This is a genomic window from Halomicrococcus pelagicus (assembly GCF_050954125.1).
In genome coordinates this window covers 115,789-141,587 of record NZ_JBPBWC010000003.1, presented here as the reverse complement: position 1 = coordinate 141,587, position 25,799 = coordinate 115,789, and the positions used below count along the sequence as shown (strand labels likewise).

Here is a 25,799-nt window from a genome sequence, read left to right as displayed (position 1 = left end):
GTTTGGAATTGAACGATGAGATGTGGTTTTAAACGCTCTCGGGGCTTCTGTTCCGTTCGTGTACGAAGCGAACGATTCCAAACGGCGACACGGCTTTATCTTTCCCCGGTCTATCGGGTAGCGTTCATGACGACGAAACGAAATGTAATCGCAGTGTCGCTCGCGGCAGTCCTCCTCGTCTCGGTCGCTGCGCCCGCGCTCGCGGGCACGAGCGGCTCCGAGGGACTGTCGGTCGGTGTCGAACAGTCAGACGGCGTAACTATCACCGTCACGGAGAACGGGACCGCCGTCGAGAACGCCTCGGTCACGGTCACGGCGCTGAACAACTCCTCGTACGCGGGCGAAGGGACGGCGACGACCGACGCCAACGGGACCGTGAGCCTCCCCGCGCCCGCCGAGAACGTGACCGTCGAGGTCGTCGCCGAGCATGGCAACCTGAGCGCGACGACGACGGCCACGCTGACCGTGAGCGAGAGCGACGAGGAAGAAGACGGGCCGTTCGGTCAGCGCGTCTCGGCGTACGTCGACGACGTCCTCAACGACAGCAGCGTCGACCACCCGGGTCAGGCCATCTCGGAGTGGGTGACCGAGAACAACCCCGGCGCGGACAAGAAGAGCGACCACGCGAAGGAAGGCGGTGACCGCGGTCCGCCCGAGCACGCGAAGAAAGGTGACGACAAGAAGGACGAGAAGGACGGAAAGGACGACAAGGACGACAAGGACGAGAAAGACGGGAAGGACCGCGGCAAAAAGAAGGGCCACGGCAAGTAGCGACCGTTCGCGGTACTGGCAGTTGAACTTCTTTCGGACACTGCTCCCGGGTAGCGTCGGCGACGGTCTGCGACGCGACCGACGTCGTCAGAGTCGCCGGAGCGCCTCGGCCGTCTTCTCGCCGACGCCGGAGATCTCGCGTAACTCGTCGTCCGACGCCGTCCGGACGCTGTCGACGCTGCCGAACCGCCGGAGAAGCTTCCGACGGGTCTCGGGGCCGACGCCGGAGACGCGGTCCAGTTCGGTGGACACCTCGTCGCGCAGCGTCTGGTGGTACTGGACCGCGAAGCGGTGGGCCTCGTCTCGGACCCGCTGGAGCACGTGGAGGTGCGGCGCGTCGCTCGGCCAGTTGCGGGTTCCGTGGGGGGTGATGACCCGCTCTTCGGCCTTCGCGAGCGCGACGGCGGGAACGTCCCACCCCACTTCGCGCAGCGCCTCGCGCGCGGCGTCGAGTTGCCCTTCGCCGCCGTCGACGAGCAGCAGGTCGGGGCCGGGGCGGTCGTCGCGGCCCTCGACCGCCCGCTTCGCGCGCCAGCGAACGAGCGACCGCATGTTCCCGTAGTCGTCGTTGCGCTCGTCGAGTTTCTTCCGGCGGTAGTCGGACTTCTCCGGCGAGCCGTCGACGAAGACCACGTCGCTCCCGACGACCGCCGACCCCTGGGCGTGGCTCACGTCGACGCCCTCGATGCGCTCGACGGAATCGAGGTCGAGGGCGTCGGCGAGCGCCCGGAGTTCGTCGGGGTCGCTCGCACCCCGCCGGGCGTTCTTCAGCGCGAGGTCGACCAGCGTCGCCTCCCGGCCCGCGCCCGGAACGCGAACCGCGACGCCCTCGCGTTCGAGCCAGTCGGTCACGTCCTCGTCGTCGGGACGTTCGGAGAACAACAGCGCGTCCGGCAGTTCGCGCTCGGCGTAGAACTGCGTGACGAAGGCTCCGAGCACCGCCGCGACGTCGCCCTCCTCGTTCCCGCCCTCGGGCACCGAGAGCGCGTGGCGGTCCCGGTCGACGAGCTGGCCGCCCTCGCTGTGCATGCGGGCGACGGTCGCCGTCTCGCCCTCGACGACCGCCGCGAGCACGTCGACGCGACGTTCGTCTCCCTGGGACGCGATGGCGTCGGCGTCGCCGCCGTGGAACCGCTCGACGGCGTCGAGCTTGTCTCGGAGGTTCGCCGCGCGCTCGAACTCCTGCTCCTGTGCGGCCTGCTCCATCTCTCGGCGGAGAGGGTCCGCCAGCACGTCCGCCTCGCCGCCGAGGAAGCGCTCGACGCTCTCGGCGTCCGCGAGGTACGACTCGCGGCCGATTTCGCCCGTGCAGGGAGCGGTACAGAGGCCCATCTCGTAGTCGAGACAGGGACGGTCGCGGTTGCTGAACTTGTAGTCCGAACACCCGCGGACGCCGTACGTCTCCCGGAGCGCCTTCACCACCGTCTCGACGGTCGATTTGTTCGTGAACGGGCCGAAGACGGTCGCCCCGTCCCGGTCGGGGTCGCGGGTCACCTCGATGCGCGGGAACTCGTGGCCGGTCACCTGGACGAGCGGGTAGGACTTGTCGTCTTTCAGCCGAACGTTGTACCGGGGCTGGTAACGCTTGATGAGGTTCGCCTCGAGCAACAGCGCCTGCGTCTCGGTGTCCGTGACAGCGAAGTCGACGCCGTCGGCGCGGTCGACCATCCGCGCGATACGGTCGCTCCGCGGGTCCGCGTACGAACGAACGCGCGAGCAGAGGTCGACCGCCTTGCCGACGTACAGAACGGTCTCTCCCTGGAGGAACTGGTACACTCCCGGTTCGCGCGGCAACTCTCCTGCGCGCTCCCTGACCGTCACCCCGTCCATCGGCGCCGTCTAGTCGTTCCGTGGCTTTGAACTTGTCCCAACCAGCGAGCGAATCCGGCTGGCCGCCGCCTCGGCCTGCTCGCCGCCGACCGGAACGCGAATCGGCTCCCGACCGGCGCGCTCGATGACGAGTTCCTCGGACCGGCTGGCGTAGTAGAGGCCGGCGAGCGCGGCCGCGACGGCGAGCAGGACGACGCCGACCAGCACGAGGACGTCCGTGAGCACGCCGAAGAGGTTCGAGAAGGTCCCTATCATCCGGCCGACGTCGCCGACGGCCTGGTTGTTCGGCACGGAGGTCCCGTCGAACGTCGAGAGGACGCCGCTGCTGTGCAGGAGGTAGCCGCCGCCGACGAGGACGGCCCCGTAGACGACGCTCCGGACGGCCCAGGAGAGATACCGCCGACGCCCCGTGGTCTGGACGCTCGCGTCCACGACATTCGGCCTGTCGGCGTGGTCGAACTGGCGGTCCCCGCCACCCGGCATGAACGCCAGGACGCGGTGGCTCGTCACCGCTATCCGGGCATCGTCGACCGTGATCTCCTCTTCTATCTCCTCGCCCGCGAACAGGATATCCGCCAGACGGTCGTCCGTCGTCTGGGACAGCGGGGACTCGTGCATCGTTTATCGATGCACTCACAGACATAAATAAGATTGCGGCTCCCGTTTCTCGGGCCATCGACGCTCGACGCCCGAACCTATCTCTCGCTATAGATTTCCGCCGTCGAAGCGACGACCCTTCGACCGGCGGGCGTCGCTCGCCTGACACCGGCGGGCCGACTCGACGACGGAGAACCGGGCGAGCGCCCGAATCCGGGGCGGCACCGCACGTACCGCCGGTGGCGGCCCACCAGATACAAATCCGGCGGCCCGGAACGGACGGGCATGGACGACGAACGGCTCTGGCTCGTCGAGCGGACGTACACGCAGCGCGACCTCATCACGCTGGTGTACGCCACGCCGGACGGCGAGCGCTACCTGCGGAAGGAGCGGTCGGGCCACCTGGGCGGCGACGCGACCGCGGCCATCGACGTCGCACCCGACCGCCTCACGCGCGTCGACGACGACGAGGAGCGGGAACGCTACGCCGCCGAAGCCTCCCGGATGGCCGAGAAGCACGACCCCGACTCCACCGTCTGACGGGACCGTCGGGGCCGTCGACCGACCGACGGTGGAATCCCCGAAACCGACAGTGAGGCCCTCTACCCCTGATAGTTACCGTTTAGCATGGAACAGTAAGACTTTATGTGAGTTGGCGTAACCGCCAACCATGGTTGCAATCGAACTGAGCGGGGTGACGAAACGGTTCGGCGACGTCACCGCCGTCCGGGACCTCTCTCTGTCCGTCGAGGAGGGAGAGGTGTTCGGGTTCCTCGGTCCCAACGGGGCCGGTAAATCCACTACTATCAACCTGCTTCTCGACTTCATCCGCCCGACGGAGGGCGACGTGCGCGTGCTCGGCTACGACGCCGAGGAAGACAGCGTCGCCATCCGTCGACGGACCGGCGTGCTCCCCGAGGGCTTCTCCGTCTACGACCGACTGACGGGCCGCCAGCACGTGGAGTTCGCCGTCGAGTCGAAGGAGGTCGACGACGACGTCGACGCTATCCTGCGCCGCGTGGGCATCAGCGACGCCGCCGACAGGAAGGCCGGCGGCTACTCGAAGGGGATGGCCCAGCGCCTCGCGCTCGGGATGGCGCTCGTCGGCGACCCCGACCTGCTCATCCTCGACGAACCCTCGACCGGACTCGACCCCAACGGCGCGCGAGAGATGCGCGAGATAGTCCGCGAGGAGGCCGACGGCGGCACGACGGTGTTCTTCTCCAGTCACGTCCTCGGGCAGGTGGAGGCGGTCTGTGACCGCGTGGGCATCCTCCGCGAGGGCGAACTGGTCGCCGAAGACTCCATCGCGGGGCTCCGCGAGGCCGTCGGCACCGGCACCACGCTCCGCGTCGAGACGGCGTCGGACCCCGCCGGCGCTATCGATGATATCCGTGCCATCGACGGCGTCTCCGGCGTCACCCGCGAGGCCGACGTGCTCCTCGTCGACTGCGAGGCCAGCGCGAAGACGGCCGTCATCGCGGCGCTGGAGAACGCGGGCGTCGACGTGCGGGACTTCGACACGCGCGAGGCGTCGCTCGAAGACCTGTTCGTGGCCTACACCGAGAACCGGGAGGTGCCGGCATGAGCTGGCAGGCCGTCGCACGCAAGGACTTCCAGGACGCCGTGCGCTCGCGCTGGCTGTGGGTGCTGACCGCGCTGTTCGTCGTCGTGTTCGCCGCGCCCGCGCTCCTCATCTTCGGCGGGGGACTCGGCAACGCGCCCAGGCAGGGGTCCGGCAGCAGCGACGCCTACCTCTTCCTAATGAAGCAGGGGACGTCCATCCTCGTGCCACTCATCTCCATCGTCGTCGCGTACGCCTCCATCACCCGCGAGCGCGAGTCGGGGACGCTGAAGCTGCTGCTCTCGCTGCCACACTCCCGCGACGACGTGGTGTTCGGCAAGGTGCTCGGGCGAAGCGCCGTCGTCGGCCTCTCCATCCTCGTCGGCGTCGTCGTCACCGCCGTCGCGCTGGTGGTCGTCGGACTCCAGTTCAAGATAGTCAACTACCTGGTGTTCGTACTCCTGACGCTCCTGCTCGGCCTGGTGTTCGTCGGGTTCGCGACGGGCGTCTCCGCCGTCGCGAGCACGAGTCGCCGCGCGATGGTGGTCTCGACCGGCGTCTACATGTTCATGGTCGTCCTCTGGAACGCCTTCGCCAACCAGGTCGCCGAACTGCTGAAGAAGGGGCTCGACGTGGGCACCGCCGGTCAGTTGAAAACCGTGCTGTTCATCAAACTGCTGAACCCGACCGCGGCGTACAAGACGCTGCTGGACACGGCGCTCCTCGGCAGCCAGTTCAACGCCCGCATCACCACGTTCAGCTTCTTCACCCGGCAGCCCGCCGCCAACGCCATCGGCAAGCCGCTGCCCGTCTACTACGGCGACATCTTCGTCGCCGCCTACATGCTCGTCTGGCTGTTCGTCCCGGTCGCGGTCGGCTATCTCGTGTTCAGGGACGCCGAGCTCTGAGCGGCGTCCCCGACCGTCCGCCAATCGCGCCGCCGCCTCGACTGCTCCGACGTCGGCCCGGCGGAGACCTCCCGCGTTCTATCCGACGTCCACGCCCCGCTCCGCGAGCAGGTCGCGGAACTCATCGCCCGAGAGTTCGGGCACGCCCTCGTCGTCGGCGTCCCGGCGCTTGGTCGTCCCCGGATTCTCGCCGACGACGAGGTAGTCCGTGTTGCCGGAGACGCTGCCCGTCGCGTTCGCGCCGTGCGCCTCGACCAGTTCTTCGAGTTCGCCTCGTGACCGGTCCAGCGACCCCGTGAAGACGAAGGTGAGGCCCGCCAGTTCGTCGCCGCCCTCTGTCTCGGGGGGCCGTGGGTCGACGTACTCCAGCAGGTCGTCGAGCGCGGCCGCGTTCCGCTCGGAGTCGAAGAACTCCCGAATCTGGTCGGCGACCTTCGGTCCGACGTCGGACACCGACGTCAGTTCCTCGCGGGACGCCGACCGCACGCGCTCGACGTCGCCGAACTCGCGGGCGAGTTCCCGGGCCGTCGCCGGGCCGACCTTCGGGATGCCGATGGCCGACAGGAAGGCGGCGAGCGACGGCCGCTTCGAGTCTTCGAGTTCCGCGAGCAGGTTCTCCGCGCTCGTCTCTCCCCAGCCCGCCAGGTCGGCCAGGTCCGCCTTCTCGAGGCGGTAGAGGTCGGCGAGGCTGTCCTCGACGAGGCCGGCGTCGAGCAACTGGTCGACGCGCTCCTCGCCCAGCCCCTCGATGTCGAGGCCGTCGTCGCTGGCGTAGTACTCGACGGCGCGGCGCAACTGCGCGTCGCAGGCCAGACCGCCGGTGCAGTAAGCGATGGGGCCGTCGCGCTCGACGGCGCTGTCACAGACCGGGCAGTGGTCGGGCATCTGGTAGTGGCCCTCGCTCCGCTTCTCGACCACCTCGTCGACGTACGGGATGACGTCGCCCGCGCGCTCGACCCGCACCACGTCGCCGACGTTGACGTTCTTCTCCGCTATCTCCTCGGGGTTGTGGAGGCTGGCGCGCGAGACGGTGACGCCGCCGACGTCGACCGGTTCGAGCAGCGCGACGGGGGTGAGCCGGCCGGTGCGGCCGACCTGCACCGTCACGTCCGTGATGGGCGTCTCCTCGGAGCGCGGCGGGAACTTGTACGCGTACGCCCAGCGGTAGTGGCGGGCGGTCGTCCCCAGCAGTTCGCACTTCTCCAGGTCGTCGACCTTGATGACGACGCCGTCGATCTCGTAGTTCAGGTCCTCGCGGTCGGCCGCGAGGTCGTCGCGGTAGTCGATGGCGTCCTCGATGGTGTCGACGCGCTCCGTGCGGTCGGTGGCCGGGAGGCCGTACTCCGGCAGGGCCTGCCGTTCCGCCCAGTTCGAGTCGTACTCCTCGGAGACGCCGTCGTCGTTCGACCGGACGGCCAGCACGTCGTAGAAAAAGCAGTCGAGGGGGCGTTCTGCGGTCACGGAGGGGTCGAGCTGGCGCAGCGAGCCCGCCGCCGCGTTCCGGGGGTTGGCGAACGGCTCCTCGCCGCGCTCGACGCGCTCGCGGTTGAACGCCCGGAAGGCGTCCCGGGGCATGTACGCCTCCCCCCGGACGGCGAGGAAATCGGGGTGGTCGCCGCGCAGTCGGTGGGGAACGCTGGCGATGGTGCGGACGTTCTCGGTGACGTCCTCGCCCGTCTCCCCGTCACCCCGGGTCGCGGCGCGGACGAACTCGCCGTCCTCGTAGACGACCTCCAGGGAGAGGCCGTCGAACTTCGGCTCGCAGACGTAGTCCACGCCGTCGACCTCGCGGCGCACCCGCTCGTCGAACGCGCGGACGTCGTCGGGGTCGCCGCTGGAGTCGATGGAGAGCATCGGCGCGACGTGCTCGACGGTGCCGAGTTCATCGACCGGTTCGCCGCCGACCCGTCGCGTGGGACTGTCCTGCGTCCGGAGGTCGAACGCCGATTCGAGGTCCTGCAGGCGCGAGAAGAGGGCGTCGTAGGTACGGTCGGCGATGAGAGGGTCGTTCTCGACGTAGTAGCGGTAGTCGTGGTAGCGGATGGCCTCCCGCAACTGCTCGGCCTGCTCGCGCGCCGCCTCCTCGCTCAGCTCCTCGACGGGGGCGAAGTCGGTCGACGGGTCCTCGACGTACGGATTCTCGGCGCTCACCGTTGCCATTACTCTGCTGGTTGTCTCGCGCTCGGTTATAAGTTCGTGGCCGAGCGACGACCCCGGCCACGACACTCATCCGACTCGCGGGCGGAAGGGAAGACGCCATGGCGAACCAGCAACGGCCGAGCGACGAGGTGGACGAGAAGCAACTCGAACTGGCCCGCGAGGAGGGCGACGCATACCACGAGGCGCTGCAGTACATGGCGACGGAGGTCGCTCACACCGGCGACACGCAGGAGGCGGGCGACTTCCTCGTCGGCATCGCCCAGGAGGAAGCCGAGGGGATGTACCACCCGACGGACGACGGCCTGGAGTGGGTCGAACCGGACGAGGAGAACTGCCACCTCGAGGTGGCGGTCGCCGACGCGGCCGACCACCGGTTCGTCCCGGAGTTGACGGTTCGCGCCACCCTGGAGTCCGAGGGACGGCGAGGAGGTCGGGCCGTTCGAGGTGCCGTTCGTCTGGCATCCCGGACTCCACCACTACGGCAAGAACGTCGAGGTGCCCGGAGACGGCTCCTACGACGTCCACGTCGAAATCGACGCGCCGGCGTTCATGCGCCACGACGAGACGAACGGCGACCGGTACGCCGAGTCGGTGTCGGTCACCTTCGAGGGCGTGGACGTCGAGACCGGCCAGGACTGAGTCAGAACTCGCCGAGGCGCGACTGGCCGCCGTCCGTCTCGACGCCGGCCATCGTCGCCGCGGTGTCGAGCGTGTTCTCCAGCGTCGACTCCTGGCTGCCGTCGTAGAGAGTCGCCGCCGGGTGGACGCATATCAGGACGTCGCGGCGCTGGCCGCCGAGTTCGACCGTCTCGACCGACCCGGCCTCCTTCGTCACGGCGACGTCCCGGTCGAGGAGGTGCTCGCTCGGGACCTTCCCGAGCGTGACGACCACGTCGGGGTCGACCTGGTCGATCTCGGATTCGAGGTACTCGCGGCAGTTGTTCAGTTCCTCCTTCGTCGGGTCGCGGTTCTCCGGCGGACGACAGCGCACGCAGTTGGTGATGCGCACGTCCTCGCGCTCGATGCCGAACTCCTCCAGTTTGTCGTCGAGGACGCTCCCGCTGCGCCCGACGAACGGTTCGCCCTGCTGGTCTTCCTGCTTGCCGGGACCCTCGCCGACGAACAGCAGGTCGGCGTCCCCGGGGCCGACGCCGTTGACTATCTGACTCCGACACTCGACCAGCGCCGGACAGCGCGTACACTCCGTCACTTCGAGACCCTCCATCGTGCCCATATCCCGGCAGACGAGCGAGACGTATTAAATCTCGGTGGCCTGCGACGCGCGACGGCGGTCCATCGCCTCACCCGGCGACGGCGAAGACGAACTCGCGGAGGAGTTTCCCGGCGAGGGCGGCGGCCTGGCCGTCGTCGCGGTCGTTGACCTCGACGGCGTCGAAGCCGACGACCGCGGCGTCGTCGGTCGAGGCCACGTCGTCCGCGACGGCCCGAACCACATCGCGCATCTCGCGGGGCGAGAGGCCGAACGGCTCCATCGTGCCGGTCCCGGGGGCGAAGCCCGGGTCGGCGGCGTCGACGTCGACGCTCAGGTAGACGTCGCCGTCGAGCGCCGGGCCGTCGACGCCGGGCGTCCAGTCGGCCACGTCCTCGGGCGGGACGACGGTCACGTCGTCCTCGGCGGCGCGTTCCCACTCGCCTTCGTCGCCGGTCCGCGCGCCGAGGACGACGACCTCGTCGGCAATGTCGAGGGCGTGTCGGGTGACAGTCGCGTGGCTCAACGGATTGCCGTCGTAGGCCTCGCGAAGGTCGAGGTGGGCGTCGAGACAGACGAAGACGTCCGGGTCGGTCGCGCGAACGCCCGCGACGGTGACGGTGTGTTCGCCGCCGAGAAGAAGGGGGACGGCGTCGTCCCAGCGAACGTCGGTGAGGACGCCCTCGAGATACTCCAGATACTCGGCGGCGTCGTCCCACGCGCGGACGTCGCCGTGGTCGTGGACGGCGAGGTCGGAGAAGTGCCGGCCGGTCCGGTGGTCGAAGTCGTCGAACGTCCGGGCGAACCTCCTGACGCGGTCGGGGCCGAACCGGGTGCCGGGCTGGAACGTAGTAGAAACGTCGAGCGGCGCACCGACGACGACGAAATCGGCCGTCTCACGGTCGGCGACCGCTCCAGGGAACATCTATTCGAGGATCTTGCGCTGCTCTTCCATCTCGAGGTACTCGATCTGGTCGTCGGGCGAGAGGTCGACGTCCTCGGGCGTCTGGATGGAGATGGTCTCGTACGTCTCGAGGTCCATCACCTGCGCGACGGTGGAGCTCTCGACGCTGACGACCTGACCCTGCTTGCGCTCGATGATGGGGACCCAGATCTTCGCGTCGACCGGCTGGCTGAGGCTGCGCTTCTTGCCGTCGAAGACGCCTTCGGCCTCGATGCGGGCCTTGGCACTGCCGTGTTTGCCGGGCTTGGCCGTGCTGTAGGAGTTTATCTGACAGGGAGCGTCCTCGATCATCACGTAGTTTCCTTCCTGAAGGTCGCGCACTTCCTTCTGCTCTTTTGCCATACCGCGGGATTGCGCATCCTCGGGTATAAACGGTTTGGAAACGCGTCGCTGCCGGTCCAAATCGGTAGTGAGAAGGACGCGAGAGCGCGATTAGGACCCGAACGGGAGACGTTTTCCACGACCCGTCGACCGTGGTTGGTCTCACCTCATTTCTCGAACGCCGCTTTCGCGTCGTCCGATACCTGGCCTTCACGACCACCTTCCGACGGTTACTGCGTCGCTTCGGTTCTCGGTCGGAGCCGTTGCCCTCGGTACCGTCTTATCGGCCAATCGGCGTTCGCTCCGCTCACTCCCTATCGGAAGCGCGAACCGTTCGGTTCGTCCCCGCGGCTCCCGCGACGGCGATACCTGTCCCTTAGATAATCGTGAACACTCTCGACGTTTGCGACACGCTACCGCGATGACGGGAGCGGTCGAGCCGCCGGAGTCCGGAGCCATCGCCGAATTTTGTGAGTAGCTGTCATTCTCGTGACGATGAGTTTTTCCCTCTGGACTCCGGAGTGTCAGGAAACACATGGACGGTATCGACGGGGACCGGTCCCCCGACGAGAGCGAAGTCCACCGCGTACATCACGACCTGGACAGCGACCAGGCGCTGAGCACGACCATAACGGTCGCGGTCGCCGACGCGGCAGGCGTCGAACCGTCCGACATCCCCGAACAGTTGTACGACGTCATCGACCCGGAGGCGCTCGACAAGCTCTTCGAACCGCGGGGCGACGGAACCCCGCGCAGGGGTGGCCGCCTCTCGTTCTCCCTGTACGGACACCACGTCACCGTCAACGGCGACGGCACCGTGACCGTCCAGCCCGGCCTCGCGCGAATCAAGGAGCGCGGCGGTAACCTCCTCGTCGTGGGGGCGGTCCCCGACACCGTCTTCGACGCCGCGAGCACGCTCCTGCTCGGCGAGACCGCCTGCGGCCGGACCCGGGTGTTCGCGCTCCACGACCGCGGCGTCTCGACGGCCAGCAACCGGCTCTCGATGGCGGACTCCTCGGGCGAAGACGCCCACGTCATAAACTACCACACCGGTGCGCGCTCGGCCGCCGACGCCGACTCGCGACCCGTCGACCCGACCGTCGAACCGGTCACGGGCGACGCCGACGACCTCCGCGAGACCGTCGTCGACACCATCGAGCGACTGGACGACGAGCGCGAGTTCGACCCGGCCGAACTCCGGCTCTGCTTCGACTCGCTCCGGCCGGTCGTCGAAGACAACGCCGAGGACGAGATCGACGCGTTCCTCGGCCCCATCTGCCGGGCGGTCGAGGATGTCTCTGGAATGGCCCACTACGTCCTGCCGGTGGAGTACGGCTCGCGGCCCGTGCGTGCCATCGCGAGCAAGTTCGACGCCGTCGTCGAACTGCGCGCCCGCGACGCCGGGGCGCAACAGCGGTGGCACCTCCGGACGACCGGCTACACGACCGAGTGGTTCGACCTCTGAACCGGCCGGACGACCGCGAGGGCGACGACGGTCGGGCGACCACCGCGGTGGCCGCCGGCCTCTCGTAACGCCCTTCACTGCCGCGTCCGTAGCGCGACCGATGACCGACGAGACGCGAGCACGGCGGTCGTTCGAGACCCACGACGCCTTCGAGCGACTGGAGACGGGCGAGTTCGTCGCGACGACGACGCCGTTCGACGCGACGGTGCGCACGGCGGACGAGGAGAGCGACGGCGAGACGGACGGCGACGCCGCGGTGACCGTTCGGCTGCCGACGCTGGACGCCGTCGTCGCCGACGAGACGGTCGCGGAGGTCGTCGAAGACGGCTGGTACGAGACGCTGGAGCGTCGCCTCGACGACGTCCACACCGTCGCGCGGGCCGACGACGCTGCGCCCCCGGAGATAGGACGCGAGGGAGCCGAGGTGGTTCTCACCGTCTCGTTCTCGACGACGCCGGCCCCCGAGGACGCGCTGGCCGTCGTGGAGTACGCGGAGGGAACCTGGGTACAGGGCATCGTTCCGGGCTACGACTACCGCGAACCGGCGGCGGGGCTGATCGATCGAGCGCGACAGAACTACGACGAGGGGGAGGAGGGGACGCGAGAGCGCCGGTGAACGAGAACGGCTAGTCCATCGCGATGTAGGTCTGGGTGTCCTCGACGCCGCTGATACCCTGGATGCCGGTGGCGGCGATCTCTTTCACCTCGGCGGGACTGTCGACCGTGACCTTCACGATGAGGTCAACGTCTCCGGCGACGATGTGAGCGTCCTCCACGCCGTCGAGGTCACGGATGGAGTCTTTGAGGCGGTCGGCCTCGCTCGTGTTCGCCTTGACCATGATGTAGGCGGGAACCATCTCAGACACCTCCCGCGGTGGCGCGACTGGCGTTACCGACGAGAATCTGGCGCACGTCCTCCAGCACGGCGAAGTCGGCGAGTACGGCGATGCGGTCGCCCATCTCGAGCGAATCGTCCGGGAACGGGATTCTCATCGGCTCGTCCTGCTTGCCGAAGGCGAGCAGCCGGGAGTTGGCTGGCAGTTCAAGTTCGCTGATGGAGTAGCCCCGCATCGGCGACTCGTCGGTTATCGTCAACTCGACCACCTGGAGGTTCTGGGCGATGTCGGCGATGGCGCGGACGTTACCGCCCAGCAGGGCGTTCTTCGCGCCGATGGCACCGAGACGCTCGGGGTAGACGACCTCGTCCACGTCGCTGGCGAACTTCCGGTAGATGTCCTCGCGGTAGTCCTCGTCGATGCGCAGGACGGTCCGGCAGCCGTGGTGTTTGCCGACCATGCAGGCCGCGAAGTTGACGTTCAGGTCGCCCGTCAGTCCGCCGACCGCGTCCGCCGATTCGAGGTCGGCCTCCTCGAGCACCTCCTCTTTGGAGGCGTCGCCATCGACGACCTCGAACCCGTCGTTGCGCGCCCGGTCCGCCTTGTTCGAGTCGCGCTCGACCAGCACGACGTCGTGGCCCTCCTCCCGGAGCACGCGGGCAGTCCGCAAGCCGACGCGCCCTGCACCAGTGATAACGAATCGCATGCGAAACGGTACGGCGGACGGGTTGAATAACTTTTCTCCGGGGGAAGGTTTTTCTCGCGTGGTAGAGTATGACACAGCGACATGGTGCACGCGTTTATCATGGTCAACACCGCTGCCGGGAAGTCACAGGACCTGCTCGACGCGGTTCGGGGGTTCGACGTCGTCCAGGAGGCCCACATCGTCGCCGGCGACTACGACATCGTCGTCGAGGTCGACGCCGACGAGGTGTACGACGTGCTCCAGACCGCCTCGTCGGACGTGCAGAAACTGGACGGCGTCGTCGACACCAAGACCTACATGGCGATCGACTGACCTGCGGAACGTCGAGTTCGTACGACCTGCGGAGCGAACCGATCGCTCAGTGGTCGAGTTCGTACACGTCGTTGTCCTCGAGGAACGAGTCGAGCCAGCCGCGCTGGTCGCGCAGGCGCGGCGGCACCTCCTCGTACACCCGGTCGAACACGTCGTGAGGGTCCGGCTCCGGAGCCGACTCGGCGGTCTCGATCGCCTCGTCCAGCGCCGTCCCCGCTTCCTCCTCGACGCTCTCGACGAACGAGTCGTCGACGACGCCCTGCTCCCGGAGGTACTCCTCGTAGCGGTCGAGCGGGTCGGCTCTCCGCCACTCCGGAAGCTCCTGCTCGGCGTCCTCGTACTTGCTCGGGTCGTCGCTGGTCGTGTGCGCCCCCTGGCGGTAGGTCAGGCTCTCGACGAGCACCGGTTCGCCGTCGCGGGCCGACCGGAGCGCCTCGGCGACCGTCTCCCGCACCGCGAGCGGGTCGTTGCCGTCCACCTGCACGCCGCCGAAGCCGTACGCCTGGGCCTTCTCCGCGATGCTGTCGCTCGCGGTCTGCTGGTGGCGCGGCAGGCTGATCGCCCAGTTGTTGTTCTCGCAGAAGAAGACGACGGGCGCGTCGTAGACGCCGGCGAAGTTCAGCCCCTCGTGGAAGTCGCCCTCGCTGGTCGCGCCGTCGCCGAAGTAACACAGCACCGCCCCGTCGTCGCCGCGGTGGTTCATCGCCATCCCCGCGCCGGTCGCGTGGGGAATCTGGGTGGCGATGGGCACCGCCTGCGGGAAGTTGGGCACGTCGTGGCCCGACGCGAACTCGGGGCGGCCCCGACGGAAGAGCAGTACGTCGCTCATCGGGACGTCGCGAGCTATCTGCATCGCGTTCGACCGATAGGTGGGGAAGAGCCAGTCGTCGTCGGCCATCGCCAGCGCCGCGCCGACCTGCGACCCCTCCTGGCCGCGGTACGGCGGCCAGCTACTCATCCAGCCGCGGCGCTGGAGCGCCAGCGCGCGCTCGTCGAACTGCCGCGCCCGGACCATCTGTCGAAAGGTCTCGCGCGACTCCTCCGCGGAGAACGGCGTCTCCGACAGGTCGCGCTCCCCGATGATGCGGTTCATGCGTGCCGCCATGCGTGCCGCTTTCAAATTCGTTCCGAAAGGAGTCGCGACCGGGAACCCGGTCAGGGGAGCGGGCAGAGACTCGCGGTGAAGACCGCCACGTCGTCGGACTCGTTTCGCGCGCCGTGGACCTCGCCGCGCTCGTGGACGACGACGCCGGGCGCGTCGACGACCGCCTCCGCGTCGCCCTGAACGACGACGACCTCGCCGTCCAGCACGTGGAAGACGTTCGTGCTGTCGCCGTGTTCGTGGGGGTCGAGTTCCGCGCCGGGACCCAGCGCGAACGCCTTCACGAGCACGTCGTCGCTCACGGCCAGTTCCTCGGTCAGCACCTCGTCCGCGTCGGGGTCGAGGTCGGGATAGTGGTCGAGCACGTTCGCCGGAACGGTCCGGCGTGCCTTAGCGATTCGGGAGAGCGAAGCCGACGAGTCGACCGTGACTCGACGCGGCGTCGAGACACCGGGGAGTCCGGGGCCCCGGTCAGTCGCCGTGGTCGTTGTGGTCAGTGATGAACCCGGACTTGAACCCGATCCACGCCAGCACGCTGATGAACAGGATGGGCGGGAGGATGGCGAACCCCCACAGCGGGTCCACTCCCCAACCCATGAGCAGCAGGAGGTCGAACAGTCCCAGCGCGAGGAACGGCGCCACGGCTTTCGCCGCGCGGACGCGGTTCCCCGACTCGCTGGACTCCTCGGTCGGCAGCGGCGTTCCCATGCCAGAGCGTCGGCGCTGCACGACCAAAAACGGGACGGTGTCCGCGGTTCGGTCCCAACAGTGGCGGAGTTTTTGTAGGTTCCGACGAAACGAAGACCGTGACGACGGCATATGGCGGATTTGCGACTACGGTGCGCGACATCGTCGCCGAGGCGCGCGCCCAGCAGATAACGTTTCTCGCGGCCAGTATCGCCTACTACGCGTTCGTCTCCATCATCCCGGCACTGCTGCTGGCGGTCGCTGCCGCCTCCTTCTTCGGCGGCGAGGCGCTCGCCGCCGAGGTCCAGGCGGCACTCCAGGGGTCTCTCAGCCCCGCCGCCGCGGAGATCGTCGGAGACGTGATTCGCGACCGGTCGGGGCGAGGCGGCGCGACGGTCGTCGGGTCGACCGTCCTCCTGTGGAGCACGCTGAAGGTGTTCCGGGGCCTGGACGAGGCGTTCTCGCGGGTCTACGACACTCACGACGACGACAGTTTCGTCGAGACCGTCGTCGACGCGGTGACCGTGCTGGCGATAATCGGCGCCGCCGTCGGCGCGATAGTCGCCGTCGAGGCGCTGCTGTCGACGTTCGCGTGGGTGCCGTTCGCCGGCCTCGTGGCGTCGGTCGTGCTCCTGTTCTCGCTCCTTCCCGTCTTCCTTCCGCTGTACTACGTCTTCCCCGACGCCGGCGTCTCGCTCCGGGAGGCGCTGCCCGGCGCGCTGGTAGCGACGGTGGGCTGGACCGTCCTCCAGGCCGGCTTCCAGGCGTACTTCGAGCAGGCGGGGCAGTTCGCGGTCTACGGCGTGCTCGGCGGCGCGCTGTTGCTCGTGACGCTCCTGTACTTCGGCGGCATCCTCCTGTTGCTCGGCGTGGTGGTGAACGTCGTCCTCGCGAGGCGTAAGTCGTTCAGGAAAACTAAAGACGCGGCGGACGCCAAGAAAAGACAGCAGGAAGACCGAGGGGACCACATGACCGACGATACTGATCAATCAGCGCCGGATATCCTCCAACTGCGCGACGACCTGCGACAGGTCCAGTCGGAACTCGAGGATTTCGAGCGCGACGTCGACGAGAGAACGGTCGAGAAGCCACAGCTAGAATCGGAGCTCAAACAGTACGTCCGTAGCCGGATGCGCCGCGGCCACGCCCGCGGATGGGGGCCGTATCTCGTGTTGCTGTACGGGACGTTGATGACGCTCGGCGCGTTCCGCTGGCTCGACGGCGGCTGGGCCATCGCGGGAATGGTCGTCGTCTGGCTGTCGACGCTCGGACTGTACGCGCTGATGCTGCTGGTCGGCTTCGGCGTGAACGCACTCGGCGTCCCGGGACGGGTCGTCGGCCGCGTCGAGGACTGGCGGTCGTAACCATGAGCCGCGGGTGGGGCGTTACCGAATGGCTCAGCGAACTGCTACCGACCGTCGTCCGCGAGGCGTTCTCGGTGCTGACGCAACTCGGCGACGCGTGGTTCTTCTTCGTCGTCCTCGCGGTGCTGTACTGGTTCGGCGACCGACGCAGACGCTGGGGGTTCGTCATCGGGGCGACGGTCGGCGCGCTCGCCCTGACGCTGACGCTGAAAGGGGTGTTCGCTCGCCCGCGACCGGGCGAGGCGCTCAGGTTCGCCCACGCGTCGGGCTACGGCTTCCCGAGCGGTCACGCCATCGGGTCGACGGTCGTCTGGGGGCTGCTGGCGCTCTCCATCGAGCGCGCGCACCACCGCATACGCGTCACCGTCGCGACGGTCGTCGTCGCGCTCGTGGGGTTCTCCCGACTCGCCATCGGCGTCCACTTCGCGGTCGACGTCGTCGTCGGCCTCGTCGTCGGCCTCGTCTACCTCGCCTTCGTCGTCGAAGTCGTCGACTGGCGGCCGCTGCCGATGTTCGCGGTCGCGACCGTCGTCGCCGCCTCGGCCGTCGTCGTCACGAGCCTCGGCGGCGACTTCGGCACCGCCGCCGCGCCGAGTATCGATTCGGTCGCCGCGTTCGGAGGTGCCGTCGGCGCGCTGGCGGCGTGGCGCGCGCTCGACGGCCGCCCGGAAGGGAACGTCGGGTACGTCGCCGCCGTCGTCGGTCTGGCCGTCCTCGGCGCGCTGTCGTACGTCGGTCTCCGGTGGCCGCTCCCGCTCGCCGCGGTGTTCGTCATCAACGGCGTCGCCCAGGGCGGTATCCTGGCGTACCCCTCCGTCGTCGGACGCGTCACGCGCTGAATCGACGCGCCGCGGTGCGGACGACCCGAGCGAGCGGGTCGCTCCCCGGTGTCACAACGGATTCCCTCGCAGAAAACGGTGAACTGCCGTCGGTGGTCCGGCTCTCGGCCCGACGAGTCGGCGGTCGGGTTACGCGCCAGCCTCTTCGAGGACGCCTTCGAGGTCCTCGCGCTGGGTGACGCCGACGAAGCGCTCGACGACGCCCTCGTCGTCCTCGATGACGATGGTCGGAATCGAGCGGACCTGGTACTCGTTCGCCACGTCCTGATGCTCGTCCACGTCGACCTTCTCGAACTCGACGCTGTCGCCCCAGTCCTCTTCTAAGTCCTCCAGGATGGGGTCCTGCGTCTTGCACGGGCCACACCAGTCCGCGTAGAAGTCCAGTAGCCTCACAGTCATGGTCTCTTCCTGGACATTAGTCTGTCCCGCGCATAAGGGTTTCCCACTCCCCGTGGCTTGCCGCGACCGGAACCGCCGCGCTGCCGGCGAACCGATTCGTCGACCCGAATCCGGCGAGAAAAAAGACACCGGGTGGCCGGACGGCGAACCGTCGCCGGTCGTCACCGTCGCAGTCGTGGCGAAACCTTTACACCTGACGGAGACGGACCCCGAGGTATGAGCAGTGGCCAGAACTCCGGCGGACTGATGTCCAGCGCCGGACTCGTCCGATATTTCGACGCCGAAGACCGAAACGCCATCCGCATCGACCCCAAGTCGATCGTCGCGTTTGGCGTCTTCTTCGGCGTCCTGATCATCGTCCTGAACTTCCTCGCGCTGTAGCGAGGCCCTTTTTTCCGCCCGCTTCGTAACACGCCCATGAGTCTCACAGCCGGCGTCGTCGCGGTCCAGGGCGACGTCAGCGAACACGCCGACGCCGTCCGTCGGGCCGCCGACGCCCGCGGCCGCGACGTGACGGTCGTCGAGATACGTCAGTCCGGCGTCGTCCCCGACTGCGACCTCCTGTCGCTCCCGGGCGGCGAGTCGACGACCATCTCGCGACTCCTCCACTCCGAGGGCATCGCGCCCGAGATACGCGACCACGTCGCCGATGGAAAGCCGGTGCTCGCGACCTGCGCCGGCCTCATCGTCGCCGCGACGGACGCCGGCGACGAGCGCGTCGAGACGCTCGACCTCGTCGACGCGACCGTCGAGCGCAACGCGTTCGGCCGCCAGAAGGACAGCTTCGAAGCGCCGCTCGACGTGAACGGACTCGACGACCCGTTCCCGGCGGTGTTCATCCGCGCGCCGCGCATCGCCGACGTGGGCGAGGCGGACGTGCTGGCGTCGTGGGACGACCACCCGGTCGCCGTCCGGGACGGCCCCGTCGTCGGCCTCTCCTTCCACCCGGAACTCACCGACGACGACCGCCTCCACGACCTCGCCTTCTTCCCCGACGAGCGGAAGTAGTCGGGTCCCCGCCCGCGTTCTACTCGACGGTCAGCGTCGTCTTCTCGTCGACGGCCGCGGCTTCCTCGAAGTCGCCGCCGCCGAGCAGGCCGCGGGCCGCGCGCTTGCCCCACTCGACCGCCGGCTGGACGAACGTCTCGACGCCGTACAGTTCGCCCGTGAGGACGCAGGCCGCCTCCATGTTGTACAGCAGTTCGCCGAGGCCGCGCTCGTCGACGCGCTCTATCTCGACGCGGACGTTCGGCCGGCCGGCCGCCGCGAGGCTCGCCTCCGTCGACTCGAACTCCGCGTCCAGCAGTTCGCCGAGCGACGACCCCCCGAGGTACTCCAGGCCGGGCAGGTCCGTCTCGGGAATCTCGCAGTCCTCGCGCTCGGTCGGGCGGACGAACGACACCATCTTGTCGCGCGGGCCGGCGCGGTAGAGCTGGAGCTGGGAGTGCTGGTCGGTCGCGCCGAGGGCGCGGGTCGGCGTCTGGCCGACGCCGTCCTTGCCGAGGCTCTCGGCCCAGAGCTGGGCGAACCACTCCGCGAACGTCTCCAGCGACTCGGCGTACGGCATCATCGCGTTGACGCTCGCCCCGCGCTCGTCGAGCGCGTAGCAGGCCGCACCGTAGGCGTACGCCGGCGACTCGAACAGCGACCCGGAGAGGCCGTCGGCCGCGTCGCCCGCTCCCGCGAGGATGGCGTCCAGGTCGTGTCCCTGGATGGCGGCGCAGGCCAGCCCGACGGTCGACAGCGCCGAGAACCGTCCCGGCACGCCCTCGGGCACGTCGAGCGCGGGCAGGTCGTGGCGGTCGGCGAGGTCCCGGAGGTTGCCCGATTCGCCGGTCGTGACGAAGGTTCGGTCGGTCCAGTCCACGCCCGCGGCGTCCATCGCGTCGCGGACGACGAGGAAGTTCGCCAGCGTCTCCGCGGTCGTTCCGGAGCGCGAGACGACGTTGACCGCGGTGTCGGACAGGGGGAGGTCGTCGAGGAGCCCCGCGACGTGCTCGGGGTCGACGTTGTCGAGGAAGTAGGCGTCGACGTCCGAGTCGAGCGCGTCGGCGAGCGTGGCCGCGCCGAGCGCGCTCCCGCCGATGCCGACCGTCAGGACGGCGTCGGCGTCCGCGAACGGTTCGACCGCCGACCGTATCTCGTCCGCGTCGGCCGTTTCGGGAAGGTTCAGCGCGGCGTAGCCGTGCTCGTCGTTCGCCCGGCCGTCCGCGATGCGCTCGTGGGCGTCCGCGACCCGTTCGTCGAGCGTTTCCAACTCCGCGCGGGCGACACCGGGCGAGGCGACGTCGTCCAAGGCGTTGCCGAGGTCTACGCGCATGCTCGAACCGGCGGTATCCCCGGTGAAAAAGCCATCCACTTCGACGTTCGAAGCGGGTCCCTGCCGTCGAATCGGTGACAGAGCGGTCGTCGCGAATCGGCGACTGAGAGAAGCGGCGGTCCCGGCGTCCCGGAAGCCGGACCGCTCGGGCGGCGAGCGCGAGTCAGCGGTCGGCGACGCCGTCGGCGCGGTCGAACGAGCTACCGAGCGCCCCACCCAGCGCGCCGCCGGCACCGGCGAGCGCGCTACCGACGGCGGGCGCGACGACGCTCGCGACGAGGACGAACAGCCAGAGTTCGGGCCGCGTCGCGAACGACTGGTGGACCGCGACGAAGACGTATCCCACGCCCGCCACCCCGCCGGCGACGATGCCGAACCACAGGCCCCGACGCGCGTCGCCGCCGGCGACCCCCAGCAGGAGACCGCCGGCGAGAAACGCGGCTGCGAGGCGTTCGAACGACGCCAGCCCGTCCGCCGCAGGGAGGTACTCGGGCGCGGCGAGTGCAGCGAGGAGGACCGCCGCGACCGGGACGGCGGGCCACGGCGCGGAGTCGTCGACCGTCGCGCCGAGGGCGCTGGCGACGAGCAGGAAGCCGACGACGATGCCGACGCCGAGTGCGACGGCGACGCCGGCGGTGGCCGCGCCGTCGACGCCGCCGACGGCGTAGCCGAGACCGACCGCTCCGGAGAGGGCGGCGACGAGGAGCGCGAAGTGGGGACGCATACCATCGACTCTCGCTCGACCGTCAAAAATCTTCAGCACGGGTCGAGGAGTCCGGAGGACGACCGGTCAGACTCAACCGTCCGGATATGGAATCTCGCGCGTCTCGCCGTCCTCGGGGACGAACACCTCGCCGTCGAAGGTCTCGCTGGCCTCCGTCAGATGTGCGGAGACGTCCCCGGCGTACCGGGAGGAGATGTGGGTGAGCGCGAGTCGGACAGCGCCGGCGCGCTGGGCGATTTCGCCGGCCTGGGCTGCGGTGGAGTGGGCAGTGTCGGCGGCGCGGTCGGCGCGGTCGCTGGCGAACGTGGCGTCGTGGACGAGGAGGTCGGCGTCCTCCGCCGCGGCGACGACCTGCTCGCTGGGCCGGGTGTCGCCGGTGTAGACGAACCGTCGTCCGGGACGGGGGTCGCCGACGACCTGCTCGGGACGGACGACCGTGCCGTCGTCGAGTTCGACCGGCTCACCCTCGTGGAGCTTCGAGAACTTCGGACCGACCGGAACGCCGAGTTCCTCGGCCCTCTCGCGGTCGAATCGGCCCTTGCGGTCGTCCTCGACCAGCGCGTAGCCGACGGCCCTGGCGTCGTGGTCGGTGCGGAACGCCCGGACCTCGTACTCCTCGCGGCGGACGACCGTCTCGCCCGGCGCGACCTCCGAGACGCGGACGGGGAACGACGGGCGGTTGCCGGCGGCGTGAACCAGGTCGTTCACGTCGTCGCCGGTGCCGCGAGGAGCGTGGATGGTCAGGGGGTCCTCGCGCTCGTTGAAGTCCATCGTCTGGACGAGACCGGGAATCCCGAGGACGTGGTCGCCGTGGAGATGGGAGACGAAGACGTCCGAGACGGCGAACCCGGTGCCGAAGCGCATCATCTGGCGCTGGGTTCCCTCCCCGGCGTCGAACAGCAGGCGGTCGCCCTCGCGGTTGACGAAGACGGCGCTCGGGTTTCGCCTCGTGGTCGGCACTGCCCCGCTGGTTCCGAGGAAGGTGACGCGCATCGACATCAGTCGTTCGACGTTGGGGGCTGGACCGCTAAACCGGCTTCGAAACCGCGACTGCTCCGGCGAACGAGGACCGCGGTCGAAACGCGAACTTAACGATGCGATTAGAGGACGGGCGACCGCCGGCAGGTCCGGCCTAACTGTCGGCGTCGAAGAGGGTCCCCGTGAACGGTCTGGCGCGTTTATCCGGGGACTCGTCGTTCGGTATCGTGCGGCTCAGGAGGGAGATATGACACGCGACCCGAGAACTGTTAGCGTCGCCGTCATGGTCGTCCTCGTCGTGTTCGCCAGTGGAGCAGCCGTATCGCTGGCGGCAGCGACGTCGACCAACGCGGCAACAGGCACAGAGTTATTGAATACACAGGAAGAGGAGACGGATCAGACGGAAGCGAACATTACTATCAACGAACAGAGGAGTGACGGCGAGCAGATCGTCATCGAGTCGGTGACGATGTCCGAGGGCGGCTTCGTCGCCATCCACGACCAGAGCCTGCTCGAGGGCGACGTAATCGACAGCGTGCGCGGCAACTCGGTGTATCTCGAACCGGGCACGCACGAGAACGTCACCGTCACGCTCGCCGAACCCATCAACGAGAGCCAGTCGCTCATCGCCATGCCGCACCTGGACACCAACGACAACCAGGTGTACGACTTCGTCATCGGCGGGGGAGACGTCGACGGTCCGTACACGTCGGCCGGCGAAGCGGTGATCGACCAGGCCGACGTCACCGTCGGTGCCCCGACCGAGGAAGCCCAGCCGACCGAAGAGCTGGTGTTTCAGGTCGAGGAGATGAACATCGACGAGTGGTCGTTCATCATCGGTGACAGCACCGAGCCAGACCGCACCGTGCGGGTCAGCGACGTGACGCTGCGCGACCAGCAGGTCGACGTGAACCTCACCGAACTCCTCATGGGCGGTACCGTCGAGGAGTCGGTCAGCGGGACCGACCAGGAGGAAATAGAGGCGGTCGCCGAGGACGCCCAGGAGCAGGCCGAGGACGCTCAAGAACAGGCCGAGGACGCTGACACCGACGCACCGAGCGACATCGAGACGGTTCGCGTCGTGCTGTCCGACGTCACCGTCGAGAACGTGACCTTCACCTTCGAGGTGCCCCGAGACGTCCAGATGCCGGCGATGCCGGGCGCACCCGAACAGCCGCAGGACGTCTCGCGGCTGTCGGCGAACGTCACGTTCGAGAACCAGACCACGTCCGGTGAGACCGTCACCGTCGACTCCGTGAGCATGTCCGAGGGCGGCTTCGTCGTCGTCCACGACCGGAGTCTGCTCGACGGGAACGTGGTCGGGAGCGTCGTCGGGGCGTCCCAGTACCTCGAACCCGGCACCCACGAGGACGTGACGGTGAGACTGGAGGAGCCGATAGATCGGAGCCAGGTCCTCATCGCCATGCCGCACCTGGACACCAACGGCAACCAGGTGTACGACTTCTCGAAGTCGGACGGCCAGAAGGACATCCCGTACGTCGTCGACAACCAGGTCGTCATCGACCCTGCGCTGGTGAGCGTCGAGGGAGCCGAGACGACCACGCCGGCCGAGGAGGAAACCACTACGCCTGCCGAGGAAGAGACCACGACGCCGGTTGAAGAAGAGGAGACTACCACGCCGGTTGAAGAAGAAACCACGACGCCGGTCGAGGAAGAGACCACCACACCGGTCGAAGAAGAAACCACGACACCGGCTGAAGAGGAAACCACCACGCCGGTCGAGGAAGAAACGACGACGCCCGCGGAAGAGACGACTACGCCGGCTGAAGAGGAGACCCCGACGCCCGCCGAGGGCGTCGAGAACGTGTCGGACCTCGGGCCGTCGCTCGACGTGATGGATCTCGAAGCGCCGCTGAACGCCACGGTCGGCGAGACGCTGATGGTCAACGTGACCGTCACCAACCCGACCGACCAGGAGCTCACCCAGCCGGTTGACTTCCGGCTCGATGGTGACGTAATCCAGCGCAAGAACGTCACGCTCGGTCCGGGCGAGAGCACGTCGATAACGTACGAGGTCGACACCAGCGACGTTGCGCCCGGTACGTACACGCACGGCGTCTACACGCGCAACTTCGGCGCAATAGCGGCCATCACGCTGCAGACGGCCGAGACGACCACGCCGGCAGAGGAAACCACCACGCCGGCCGAGGAAGAGACGACCACGCCGGCCGAAGCGGAGACGACGACCCCGGTCGAAGAAGAGACCACGACCCCGGTCGAGGCGGAGACCACAACGCCGGTCGAGGAAGAGACGACGACCCCGGTCGAAGAAGAGACCACGACGCCAATCGAAGAAGAAACGACGACGCCGGTTGAAGCGGAGACGACCACGCCGGTCGCAGAAGAGACGACGACGGCCGTCGCCAACGAGACGGCCGCAGAGGAAACGACGACCGCCGAAGCCTGAGACGCCACGTCCAGGCAGTTCGGCATCGAACCGGCGACCATCGATTTCTGCTTCTTTCGTCCATCGACCGACCGACGACGAGCCGACCAGCAACCGGACGCCCCTCAGCCAGCCGTCGGCGTTCGCGTCGACGAACCGGCCACCGTCGCCGTCGGCGAACGGCCGTGAGGTCGCGGCCGACCGCACGGGAGGTCCGGACCGGGGAGGTCCGGGCGGCCAGCAATCGACCGATTCATACCCGGCCGCTGTCTAGAGCAGGGCAGAATGGAAGCGCCGCTGTGGACCGAGACGCACGCGCCGGACCTCTCCGAGTTGCCCCAGCCGGAGGTGCGCGACTACCTCCAGCGGGCGGTCGAGGAGCCGCTCAACCTCGTGCTCTACGGCCCGAGCGGGAGCGGGAAGACGGCCGCCGTGCGGGCGCTGGCGCGCGAAGCGCACGACGACCCGGACAACGACCTCGTGGAGATCAACGTCGCGGACTTCTTCGGGATGACGAAAAAGGAGATCAGCGAGGACCCCCGATTCGCGTCCTTCATCGACAGCAAGCGACGGCGCAACTCCTCGAAGGCCGACCTCATCAACCACGTGCTCAAGGAGTCGGCGAGCTACCAGCCCGTCTCGGGGTCGTACAAGACCGTCGTGCTCGACAACGCCGAGGCGATTCGCGAGGACTTCCAGCAGGCGCTGCGTCGCGTGATGGAGCAGTACCACGAGACGACGCAGTTCGTCGTCACGACGCGCCAGCCGACGAAGCTCATCCCGCCCATCAAGTCGCGCTGTTTCCCGGTCGCCGTGCGCGCGCCGACCGAGGACGAGATAGTCTCCGTGCTCGAACCGATACTGGTGGCGGAGGGCGTCGAGTACGACGACATGGGCCTGCAGTTCGTCGCGGGCTACGCCCGGGGCGACCTCCGGAAAGCCATCCTGGGCGCGCAACTGCTGTACGAACAGGAGGACGCCGTCACGACCGACGCCTACGAGGTGCTCCGGGAGTTCGGCGTTCGCGGACGCGTCGAGGAGATGCTCGAAGACGCCGAGGCCGGCGAGTTCACCGACGCGCGCAAGACGCTCGACGAACTGCTCATCGACGAGGGGTACAGCGGCCAGGAGGTGCTCGAAGAAATGCTCGAGGTCATCTCGCGGTCGAACCGCTACACCGGCGACCGACTCGCCGAGGCGTACCGTCTCGCGGGCGAGGTCGACATGGACCTCACCGAGGGCACCAGCGGCCGCATCCACGTCTCGCACATGCTCGCCGAGCTCGGTGCGACGGGGAACTGAGACGCGTCGTCGAAGAGACGGTCGGAGACCCAC

The 25,799-nt window shown here is 68.4% G+C and carries 30 protein-coding genes; 14 read left to right on the top strand and 16 right to left on the bottom strand.

From position 1 onward, the window contains the following. Positions 1-126 precede the first annotated feature (126 nt). Positions 127-771 carry a hypothetical protein gene (locus ACRYA2_RS08355; protein WP_433626419.1) on the top strand — a complete coding sequence of 215 codons (645 nt, stop codon included), beginning with the start codon at positions 127-129 and terminating at the stop codon, positions 769-771. A gap of 87 nt (positions 772-858) precedes the next feature. Here the strand turns inward: ACRYA2_RS08355 and ACRYA2_RS08350 are convergent, their stop codons facing one another. Beyond that, positions 859-2,601, bottom strand: coding sequence for an excinuclease ABC subunit C (locus ACRYA2_RS08350; RefSeq protein WP_433626417.1), 1,743 nt, complete (start codon positions 2,599-2,601; stop codon positions 859-861). A 9-nt stretch (positions 2,602-2,610) separates the two neighbouring features. Beyond that, a complete protein-coding gene (locus ACRYA2_RS08345; RefSeq protein WP_433626414.1) occupies positions 2,611-3,219 on the bottom strand; it encodes a hypothetical protein in 609 nt (202 codons plus the stop codon). A 264-nt stretch (positions 3,220-3,483) separates the two neighbouring features. Here ACRYA2_RS08345 and ACRYA2_RS08340 point away from each other — a divergent pair, with 264 nt between their 5' ends. The 3 genes from ACRYA2_RS08340 (at position 3,484) to ACRYA2_RS08330 (ending at position 5,670) form a co-directional block, all read left to right on the top strand. After that, complete coding sequence (locus tag ACRYA2_RS08340; RefSeq protein WP_433626411.1) at positions 3,484-3,738, top strand: DUF7967 family protein; 255 nt, start codon at positions 3,484-3,486, stop codon at positions 3,736-3,738. Between the two features lie 130 nt (positions 3,739-3,868). Further along, positions 3,869-4,786 (top strand): ABC transporter ATP-binding protein, encoded by a 918-nt coding sequence (locus ACRYA2_RS08335; protein WP_433626409.1) that lies wholly within the window; start codon positions 3,869-3,871, stop codon positions 4,784-4,786. Next, a complete protein-coding gene (locus tag ACRYA2_RS08330; RefSeq protein ID WP_433626406.1) occupies positions 4,783-5,670 on the top strand; it encodes an ABC transporter permease in 888 nt (295 codons plus the stop codon). The genes ACRYA2_RS08335 and ACRYA2_RS08330 overlap by 4 nt, the downstream gene beginning before the upstream one ends. A gap of 78 nt (positions 5,671-5,748) precedes the next feature. Here ACRYA2_RS08330 and ligA read toward each other — a convergent pair whose 3' ends face one another. Further along, positions 5,749-7,830 carry an NAD-dependent DNA ligase LigA gene (gene ligA, locus ACRYA2_RS08325; RefSeq protein WP_433626403.1) on the bottom strand — a complete coding sequence of 694 codons (2,082 nt, stop codon included), beginning with the start codon at positions 7,828-7,830 and terminating at the stop codon, positions 5,749-5,751. Positions 7,831-7,856: 26 nt separating this feature from the next. Next, positions 7,857-8,201 carry a hypothetical protein gene (locus tag ACRYA2_RS08320; protein WP_433626400.1) on the bottom strand — a complete coding sequence of 115 codons (345 nt, stop codon included), beginning with the start codon at positions 8,199-8,201 and terminating at the stop codon, positions 7,857-7,859. A 73-nt stretch (positions 8,202-8,274) separates the two neighbouring features. Here ACRYA2_RS08320 and ACRYA2_RS08315 point away from each other — a divergent pair, with 73 nt between their 5' ends. Beyond that, a complete protein-coding gene (locus tag ACRYA2_RS08315) occupies positions 8,275-8,469 on the top strand; it encodes an iron transporter (RefSeq protein ID WP_433626398.1) in 195 nt (64 codons plus the stop codon). Position 8,470: 1 nt separating this feature from the next. Here ACRYA2_RS08315 and ACRYA2_RS08310 read toward each other — a convergent pair whose 3' ends face one another. The 3 genes from ACRYA2_RS08310 to ACRYA2_RS08300 form a co-directional block, all read right to left on the bottom strand. Next, complete coding sequence (locus ACRYA2_RS08310) at positions 8,471-9,064, bottom strand: uracil-DNA glycosylase (RefSeq protein WP_433626395.1); 594 nt, start codon at positions 9,062-9,064, stop codon at positions 8,471-8,473. A 67-nt stretch (positions 9,065-9,131) separates the two neighbouring features. Further along, complete coding sequence (gene speB / locus ACRYA2_RS08305; protein WP_433626393.1) at positions 9,132-9,965, bottom strand: agmatinase; 834 nt, start codon at positions 9,963-9,965, stop codon at positions 9,132-9,134. Then, a complete protein-coding gene (locus ACRYA2_RS08300) occupies positions 9,966-10,346 on the bottom strand; it encodes a translation initiation factor IF-5A (protein ID WP_433626390.1) in 381 nt (126 codons plus the stop codon). A gap of 514 nt (positions 10,347-10,860) precedes the next feature. Between ACRYA2_RS08300 and ACRYA2_RS08295 the strand changes: the two genes are divergently transcribed. Both ACRYA2_RS08295 and ACRYA2_RS08290 read left to right on the top strand, forming a co-directional pair. After that, the gene (locus ACRYA2_RS08295) at positions 10,861-11,790 is read left to right on the top strand and encodes a DUF7504 family protein (RefSeq protein ID WP_433626387.1); all 930 of its coding nucleotides are present in this window, start codon (positions 10,861-10,863) and stop codon (positions 11,788-11,790) included. 100 nt (positions 11,791-11,890) lie between these two features. Beyond that, a complete protein-coding gene (locus ACRYA2_RS08290; RefSeq protein WP_433626384.1) occupies positions 11,891-12,406 on the top strand; it encodes a DUF5813 family protein in 516 nt (171 codons plus the stop codon). Positions 12,407-12,416: 10 nt separating this feature from the next. Here ACRYA2_RS08290 and ACRYA2_RS08285 read toward each other — a convergent pair whose 3' ends face one another. Both ACRYA2_RS08285 and ACRYA2_RS08280 read right to left on the bottom strand, forming a co-directional pair. After that, positions 12,417-12,647: an Lrp/AsnC family transcriptional regulator gene (locus ACRYA2_RS08285; protein ID WP_113274777.1), complete on the bottom strand. Its 231-nt coding sequence runs from the start codon at positions 12,645-12,647 to the stop codon at positions 12,417-12,419. Position 12,648: 1 nt separating this feature from the next. Then, positions 12,649-13,332, bottom strand: a complete 684-nt coding sequence (locus ACRYA2_RS08280; protein WP_433626381.1) for a potassium channel family protein — start codon at positions 13,330-13,332, stop codon at positions 12,649-12,651. Between the two features lie 81 nt (positions 13,333-13,413). On the opposite strand from ACRYA2_RS08280, the gene ACRYA2_RS08275 reads away from it, so the two are divergent. Continuing rightward, entirely contained in the window at positions 13,414-13,644 is a 231-nt protein-coding gene (locus ACRYA2_RS08275) for an Lrp/AsnC ligand binding domain-containing protein (protein WP_433626379.1), read from the top strand. Positions 13,645-13,690: 46 nt separating this feature from the next. Here ACRYA2_RS08275 and ACRYA2_RS08270 read toward each other — a convergent pair whose 3' ends face one another. The 3 genes from ACRYA2_RS08270 to ACRYA2_RS08260 all read right to left on the bottom strand — a co-directional run bounded on the left by ACRYA2_RS08270 (position 13,691) and on the right by ACRYA2_RS08260 (position 15,454). Next, a complete protein-coding gene (locus ACRYA2_RS08270; protein WP_433626376.1) occupies positions 13,691-14,737 on the bottom strand; it encodes a thiamine pyrophosphate-dependent dehydrogenase E1 component subunit alpha in 1,047 nt (348 codons plus the stop codon). A gap of 62 nt (positions 14,738-14,799) precedes the next feature. Continuing rightward, the gene (locus ACRYA2_RS08265; RefSeq protein WP_433626374.1) at positions 14,800-15,111 is read right to left on the bottom strand and encodes a cupin domain-containing protein; all 312 of its coding nucleotides are present in this window, start codon (positions 15,109-15,111) and stop codon (positions 14,800-14,802) included. Positions 15,112-15,217: 106 nt separating this feature from the next. Further along, positions 15,218-15,454, bottom strand: a complete 237-nt coding sequence (locus tag ACRYA2_RS08260) for a DUF8142 family protein (RefSeq protein WP_433626371.1) — start codon at positions 15,452-15,454, stop codon at positions 15,218-15,220. Between the two features lie 98 nt (positions 15,455-15,552). On the opposite strand from ACRYA2_RS08260, the gene ACRYA2_RS08255 reads away from it, so the two are divergent. Next, entirely contained in the window at positions 15,553-16,797 is a 1,245-nt protein-coding gene (locus ACRYA2_RS08255) for a YihY/virulence factor BrkB family protein (protein WP_433626369.1), read from the top strand. A gap of 2 nt (positions 16,798-16,799) precedes the next feature. Then, positions 16,800-17,636, top strand: a complete 837-nt coding sequence (locus tag ACRYA2_RS08250; RefSeq protein ID WP_433626366.1) for a phosphatase PAP2 family protein — start codon at positions 16,800-16,802, stop codon at positions 17,634-17,636. A gap of 129 nt (positions 17,637-17,765) precedes the next feature. Here ACRYA2_RS08250 and trxA read toward each other — a convergent pair whose 3' ends face one another. Further along, positions 17,766-18,164: a thioredoxin gene (gene trxA / locus ACRYA2_RS08245; RefSeq protein WP_433627094.1), complete on the bottom strand. Its 399-nt coding sequence runs from the start codon at positions 18,162-18,164 to the stop codon at positions 17,766-17,768. Between the two features lie 87 nt (positions 18,165-18,251). On the opposite strand from trxA, the gene ACRYA2_RS08240 reads away from it, so the two are divergent. Together ACRYA2_RS08240 and pdxT are read left to right on the top strand one after the other, a co-directional pair. Beyond that, positions 18,252-18,416, top strand: a complete 165-nt coding sequence (locus ACRYA2_RS08240; protein WP_113274768.1) for a preprotein translocase subunit Sec61beta — start codon at positions 18,252-18,254, stop codon at positions 18,414-18,416. 36 nt (positions 18,417-18,452) lie between these two features. Continuing rightward, a complete protein-coding gene (gene pdxT, locus ACRYA2_RS08235) occupies positions 18,453-19,043 on the top strand; it encodes a pyridoxal 5'-phosphate synthase glutaminase subunit PdxT (protein WP_433626363.1) in 591 nt (196 codons plus the stop codon). Between the two features lie 19 nt (positions 19,044-19,062). Here pdxT and ACRYA2_RS08230 read toward each other — a convergent pair whose 3' ends face one another. The 3 genes from ACRYA2_RS08230 to rnz form a co-directional block, all read right to left on the bottom strand. Beyond that, positions 19,063-20,355, bottom strand: a complete 1,293-nt coding sequence (locus ACRYA2_RS08230; protein ID WP_433626361.1) for a glucose-6-phosphate isomerase — start codon at positions 20,353-20,355, stop codon at positions 19,063-19,065. A gap of 163 nt (positions 20,356-20,518) precedes the next feature. Then, positions 20,519-21,079 (bottom strand): hypothetical protein, encoded by a 561-nt coding sequence (locus tag ACRYA2_RS08225; protein ID WP_433626358.1) that lies wholly within the window; start codon positions 21,077-21,079, stop codon positions 20,519-20,521. Between the two features lie 72 nt (positions 21,080-21,151). Continuing rightward, positions 21,152-22,078 (bottom strand): ribonuclease Z, encoded by a 927-nt coding sequence (gene rnz, locus ACRYA2_RS08220; protein WP_433626356.1) that lies wholly within the window; start codon positions 22,076-22,078, stop codon positions 21,152-21,154. Between the two features lie 226 nt (positions 22,079-22,304). Between rnz and ACRYA2_RS08215 the strand changes: the two genes are divergently transcribed. Both ACRYA2_RS08215 and ACRYA2_RS08210 read left to right on the top strand, forming a co-directional pair. Next, positions 22,305-24,485: a DUF7282 domain-containing protein gene (locus ACRYA2_RS08215; RefSeq protein WP_433626353.1), complete on the top strand. Its 2,181-nt coding sequence runs from the start codon at positions 22,305-22,307 to the stop codon at positions 24,483-24,485. Between the two features lie 264 nt (positions 24,486-24,749). Then, positions 24,750-25,766: an AAA family ATPase gene (locus ACRYA2_RS08210; RefSeq protein WP_433626351.1), complete on the top strand. Its 1,017-nt coding sequence runs from the start codon at positions 24,750-24,752 to the stop codon at positions 25,764-25,766. Positions 25,767-25,799: the final 33 nt, after the last annotated feature.

Excerpts from the sequence above, each read along its gene's own strand:
- ACRYA2_RS08350 (WP_433626417.1), bottom strand. The coding sequence starts at position 2,601 with ATGGACGGGGTGACGGTCAGGGAGCGCGCAGGAGAGTTGCCGCGCGAA.
- ACRYA2_RS08330 (WP_433626406.1), top strand. The coding sequence starts at position 4,783 with ATGAGCTGGCAGGCCGTCGCACGCAAGGACTTCCAGGACGCCGTGCGC.
- ACRYA2_RS08340 (WP_433626411.1), top strand. The coding sequence starts at position 3,484 with ATGGACGACGAACGGCTCTGGCTCGTCGAGCGGACGTACACGCAGCGC.
- ACRYA2_RS08250 (WP_433626366.1), top strand. The coding sequence starts at position 16,800 with ATGAGCCGCGGGTGGGGCGTTACCGAATGGCTCAGCGAACTGCTACCG.
- speB (WP_433626393.1), bottom strand. The coding sequence starts at position 9,965 with ATGTTCCCTGGAGCGGTCGCCGACCGTGAGACGGCCGATTTCGTCGTC.
- ACRYA2_RS08240 (WP_113274768.1), top strand. The coding sequence starts at position 18,252 with ATGAGCAGTGGCCAGAACTCCGGCGGACTGATGTCCAGCGCCGGACTC.
- ACRYA2_RS08345 (WP_433626414.1), bottom strand. The coding sequence starts at position 3,219 with ATGCACGAGTCCCCGCTGTCCCAGACGACGGACGACCGTCTGGCGGAT.
- pdxT (WP_433626363.1), top strand. The coding sequence starts at position 18,453 with ATGAGTCTCACAGCCGGCGTCGTCGCGGTCCAGGGCGACGTCAGCGAA.
- ACRYA2_RS08290 (WP_433626384.1), top strand. The coding sequence starts at position 11,891 with ATGACCGACGAGACGCGAGCACGGCGGTCGTTCGAGACCCACGACGCC.
- ACRYA2_RS08270 (WP_433626376.1), bottom strand. The coding sequence starts at position 14,737 with ATGAACCGCATCATCGGGGAGCGCGACCTGTCGGAGACGCCGTTCTCC.
- ACRYA2_RS08295 (WP_433626387.1), top strand. The coding sequence starts at position 10,861 with ATGGACGGTATCGACGGGGACCGGTCCCCCGACGAGAGCGAAGTCCAC.
- ACRYA2_RS08230 (WP_433626361.1), bottom strand. The coding sequence starts at position 20,355 with ATGCGCGTAGACCTCGGCAACGCCTTGGACGACGTCGCCTCGCCCGGT.
- ACRYA2_RS08355 (WP_433626419.1), top strand. The coding sequence starts at position 127 with ATGACGACGAAACGAAATGTAATCGCAGTGTCGCTCGCGGCAGTCCTC.
- ACRYA2_RS08260 (WP_433626371.1), bottom strand. The coding sequence starts at position 15,454 with ATGGGAACGCCGCTGCCGACCGAGGAGTCCAGCGAGTCGGGGAACCGC.
- ACRYA2_RS08280 (WP_433626381.1), bottom strand. The coding sequence starts at position 13,332 with ATGCGATTCGTTATCACTGGTGCAGGGCGCGTCGGCTTGCGGACTGCC.
- ligA (WP_433626403.1), bottom strand. The coding sequence starts at position 7,830 with ATGGCAACGGTGAGCGCCGAGAATCCGTACGTCGAGGACCCGTCGACC.
- ACRYA2_RS08285 (WP_113274777.1), bottom strand. The coding sequence starts at position 12,647 with ATGGTTCCCGCCTACATCATGGTCAAGGCGAACACGAGCGAGGCCGAC.
- ACRYA2_RS08210 (WP_433626351.1), top strand. The coding sequence starts at position 24,750 with ATGGAAGCGCCGCTGTGGACCGAGACGCACGCGCCGGACCTCTCCGAG.
- ACRYA2_RS08310 (WP_433626395.1), bottom strand. The coding sequence starts at position 9,064 with ATGGGCACGATGGAGGGTCTCGAAGTGACGGAGTGTACGCGCTGTCCG.
- ACRYA2_RS08215 (WP_433626353.1), top strand. The coding sequence starts at position 22,305 with ATGACACGCGACCCGAGAACTGTTAGCGTCGCCGTCATGGTCGTCCTC.
- ACRYA2_RS08300 (WP_433626390.1), bottom strand. The coding sequence starts at position 10,346 with ATGGCAAAAGAGCAGAAGGAAGTGCGCGACCTTCAGGAAGGAAACTAC.
- rnz (WP_433626356.1), bottom strand. The coding sequence starts at position 22,078 with ATGTCGATGCGCGTCACCTTCCTCGGAACCAGCGGGGCAGTGCCGACC.
- ACRYA2_RS08275 (WP_433626379.1), top strand. The coding sequence starts at position 13,414 with ATGGTGCACGCGTTTATCATGGTCAACACCGCTGCCGGGAAGTCACAG.
- ACRYA2_RS08335 (WP_433626409.1), top strand. The coding sequence starts at position 3,869 with ATGGTTGCAATCGAACTGAGCGGGGTGACGAAACGGTTCGGCGACGTC.
- ACRYA2_RS08225 (WP_433626358.1), bottom strand. The coding sequence starts at position 21,079 with ATGCGTCCCCACTTCGCGCTCCTCGTCGCCGCCCTCTCCGGAGCGGTC.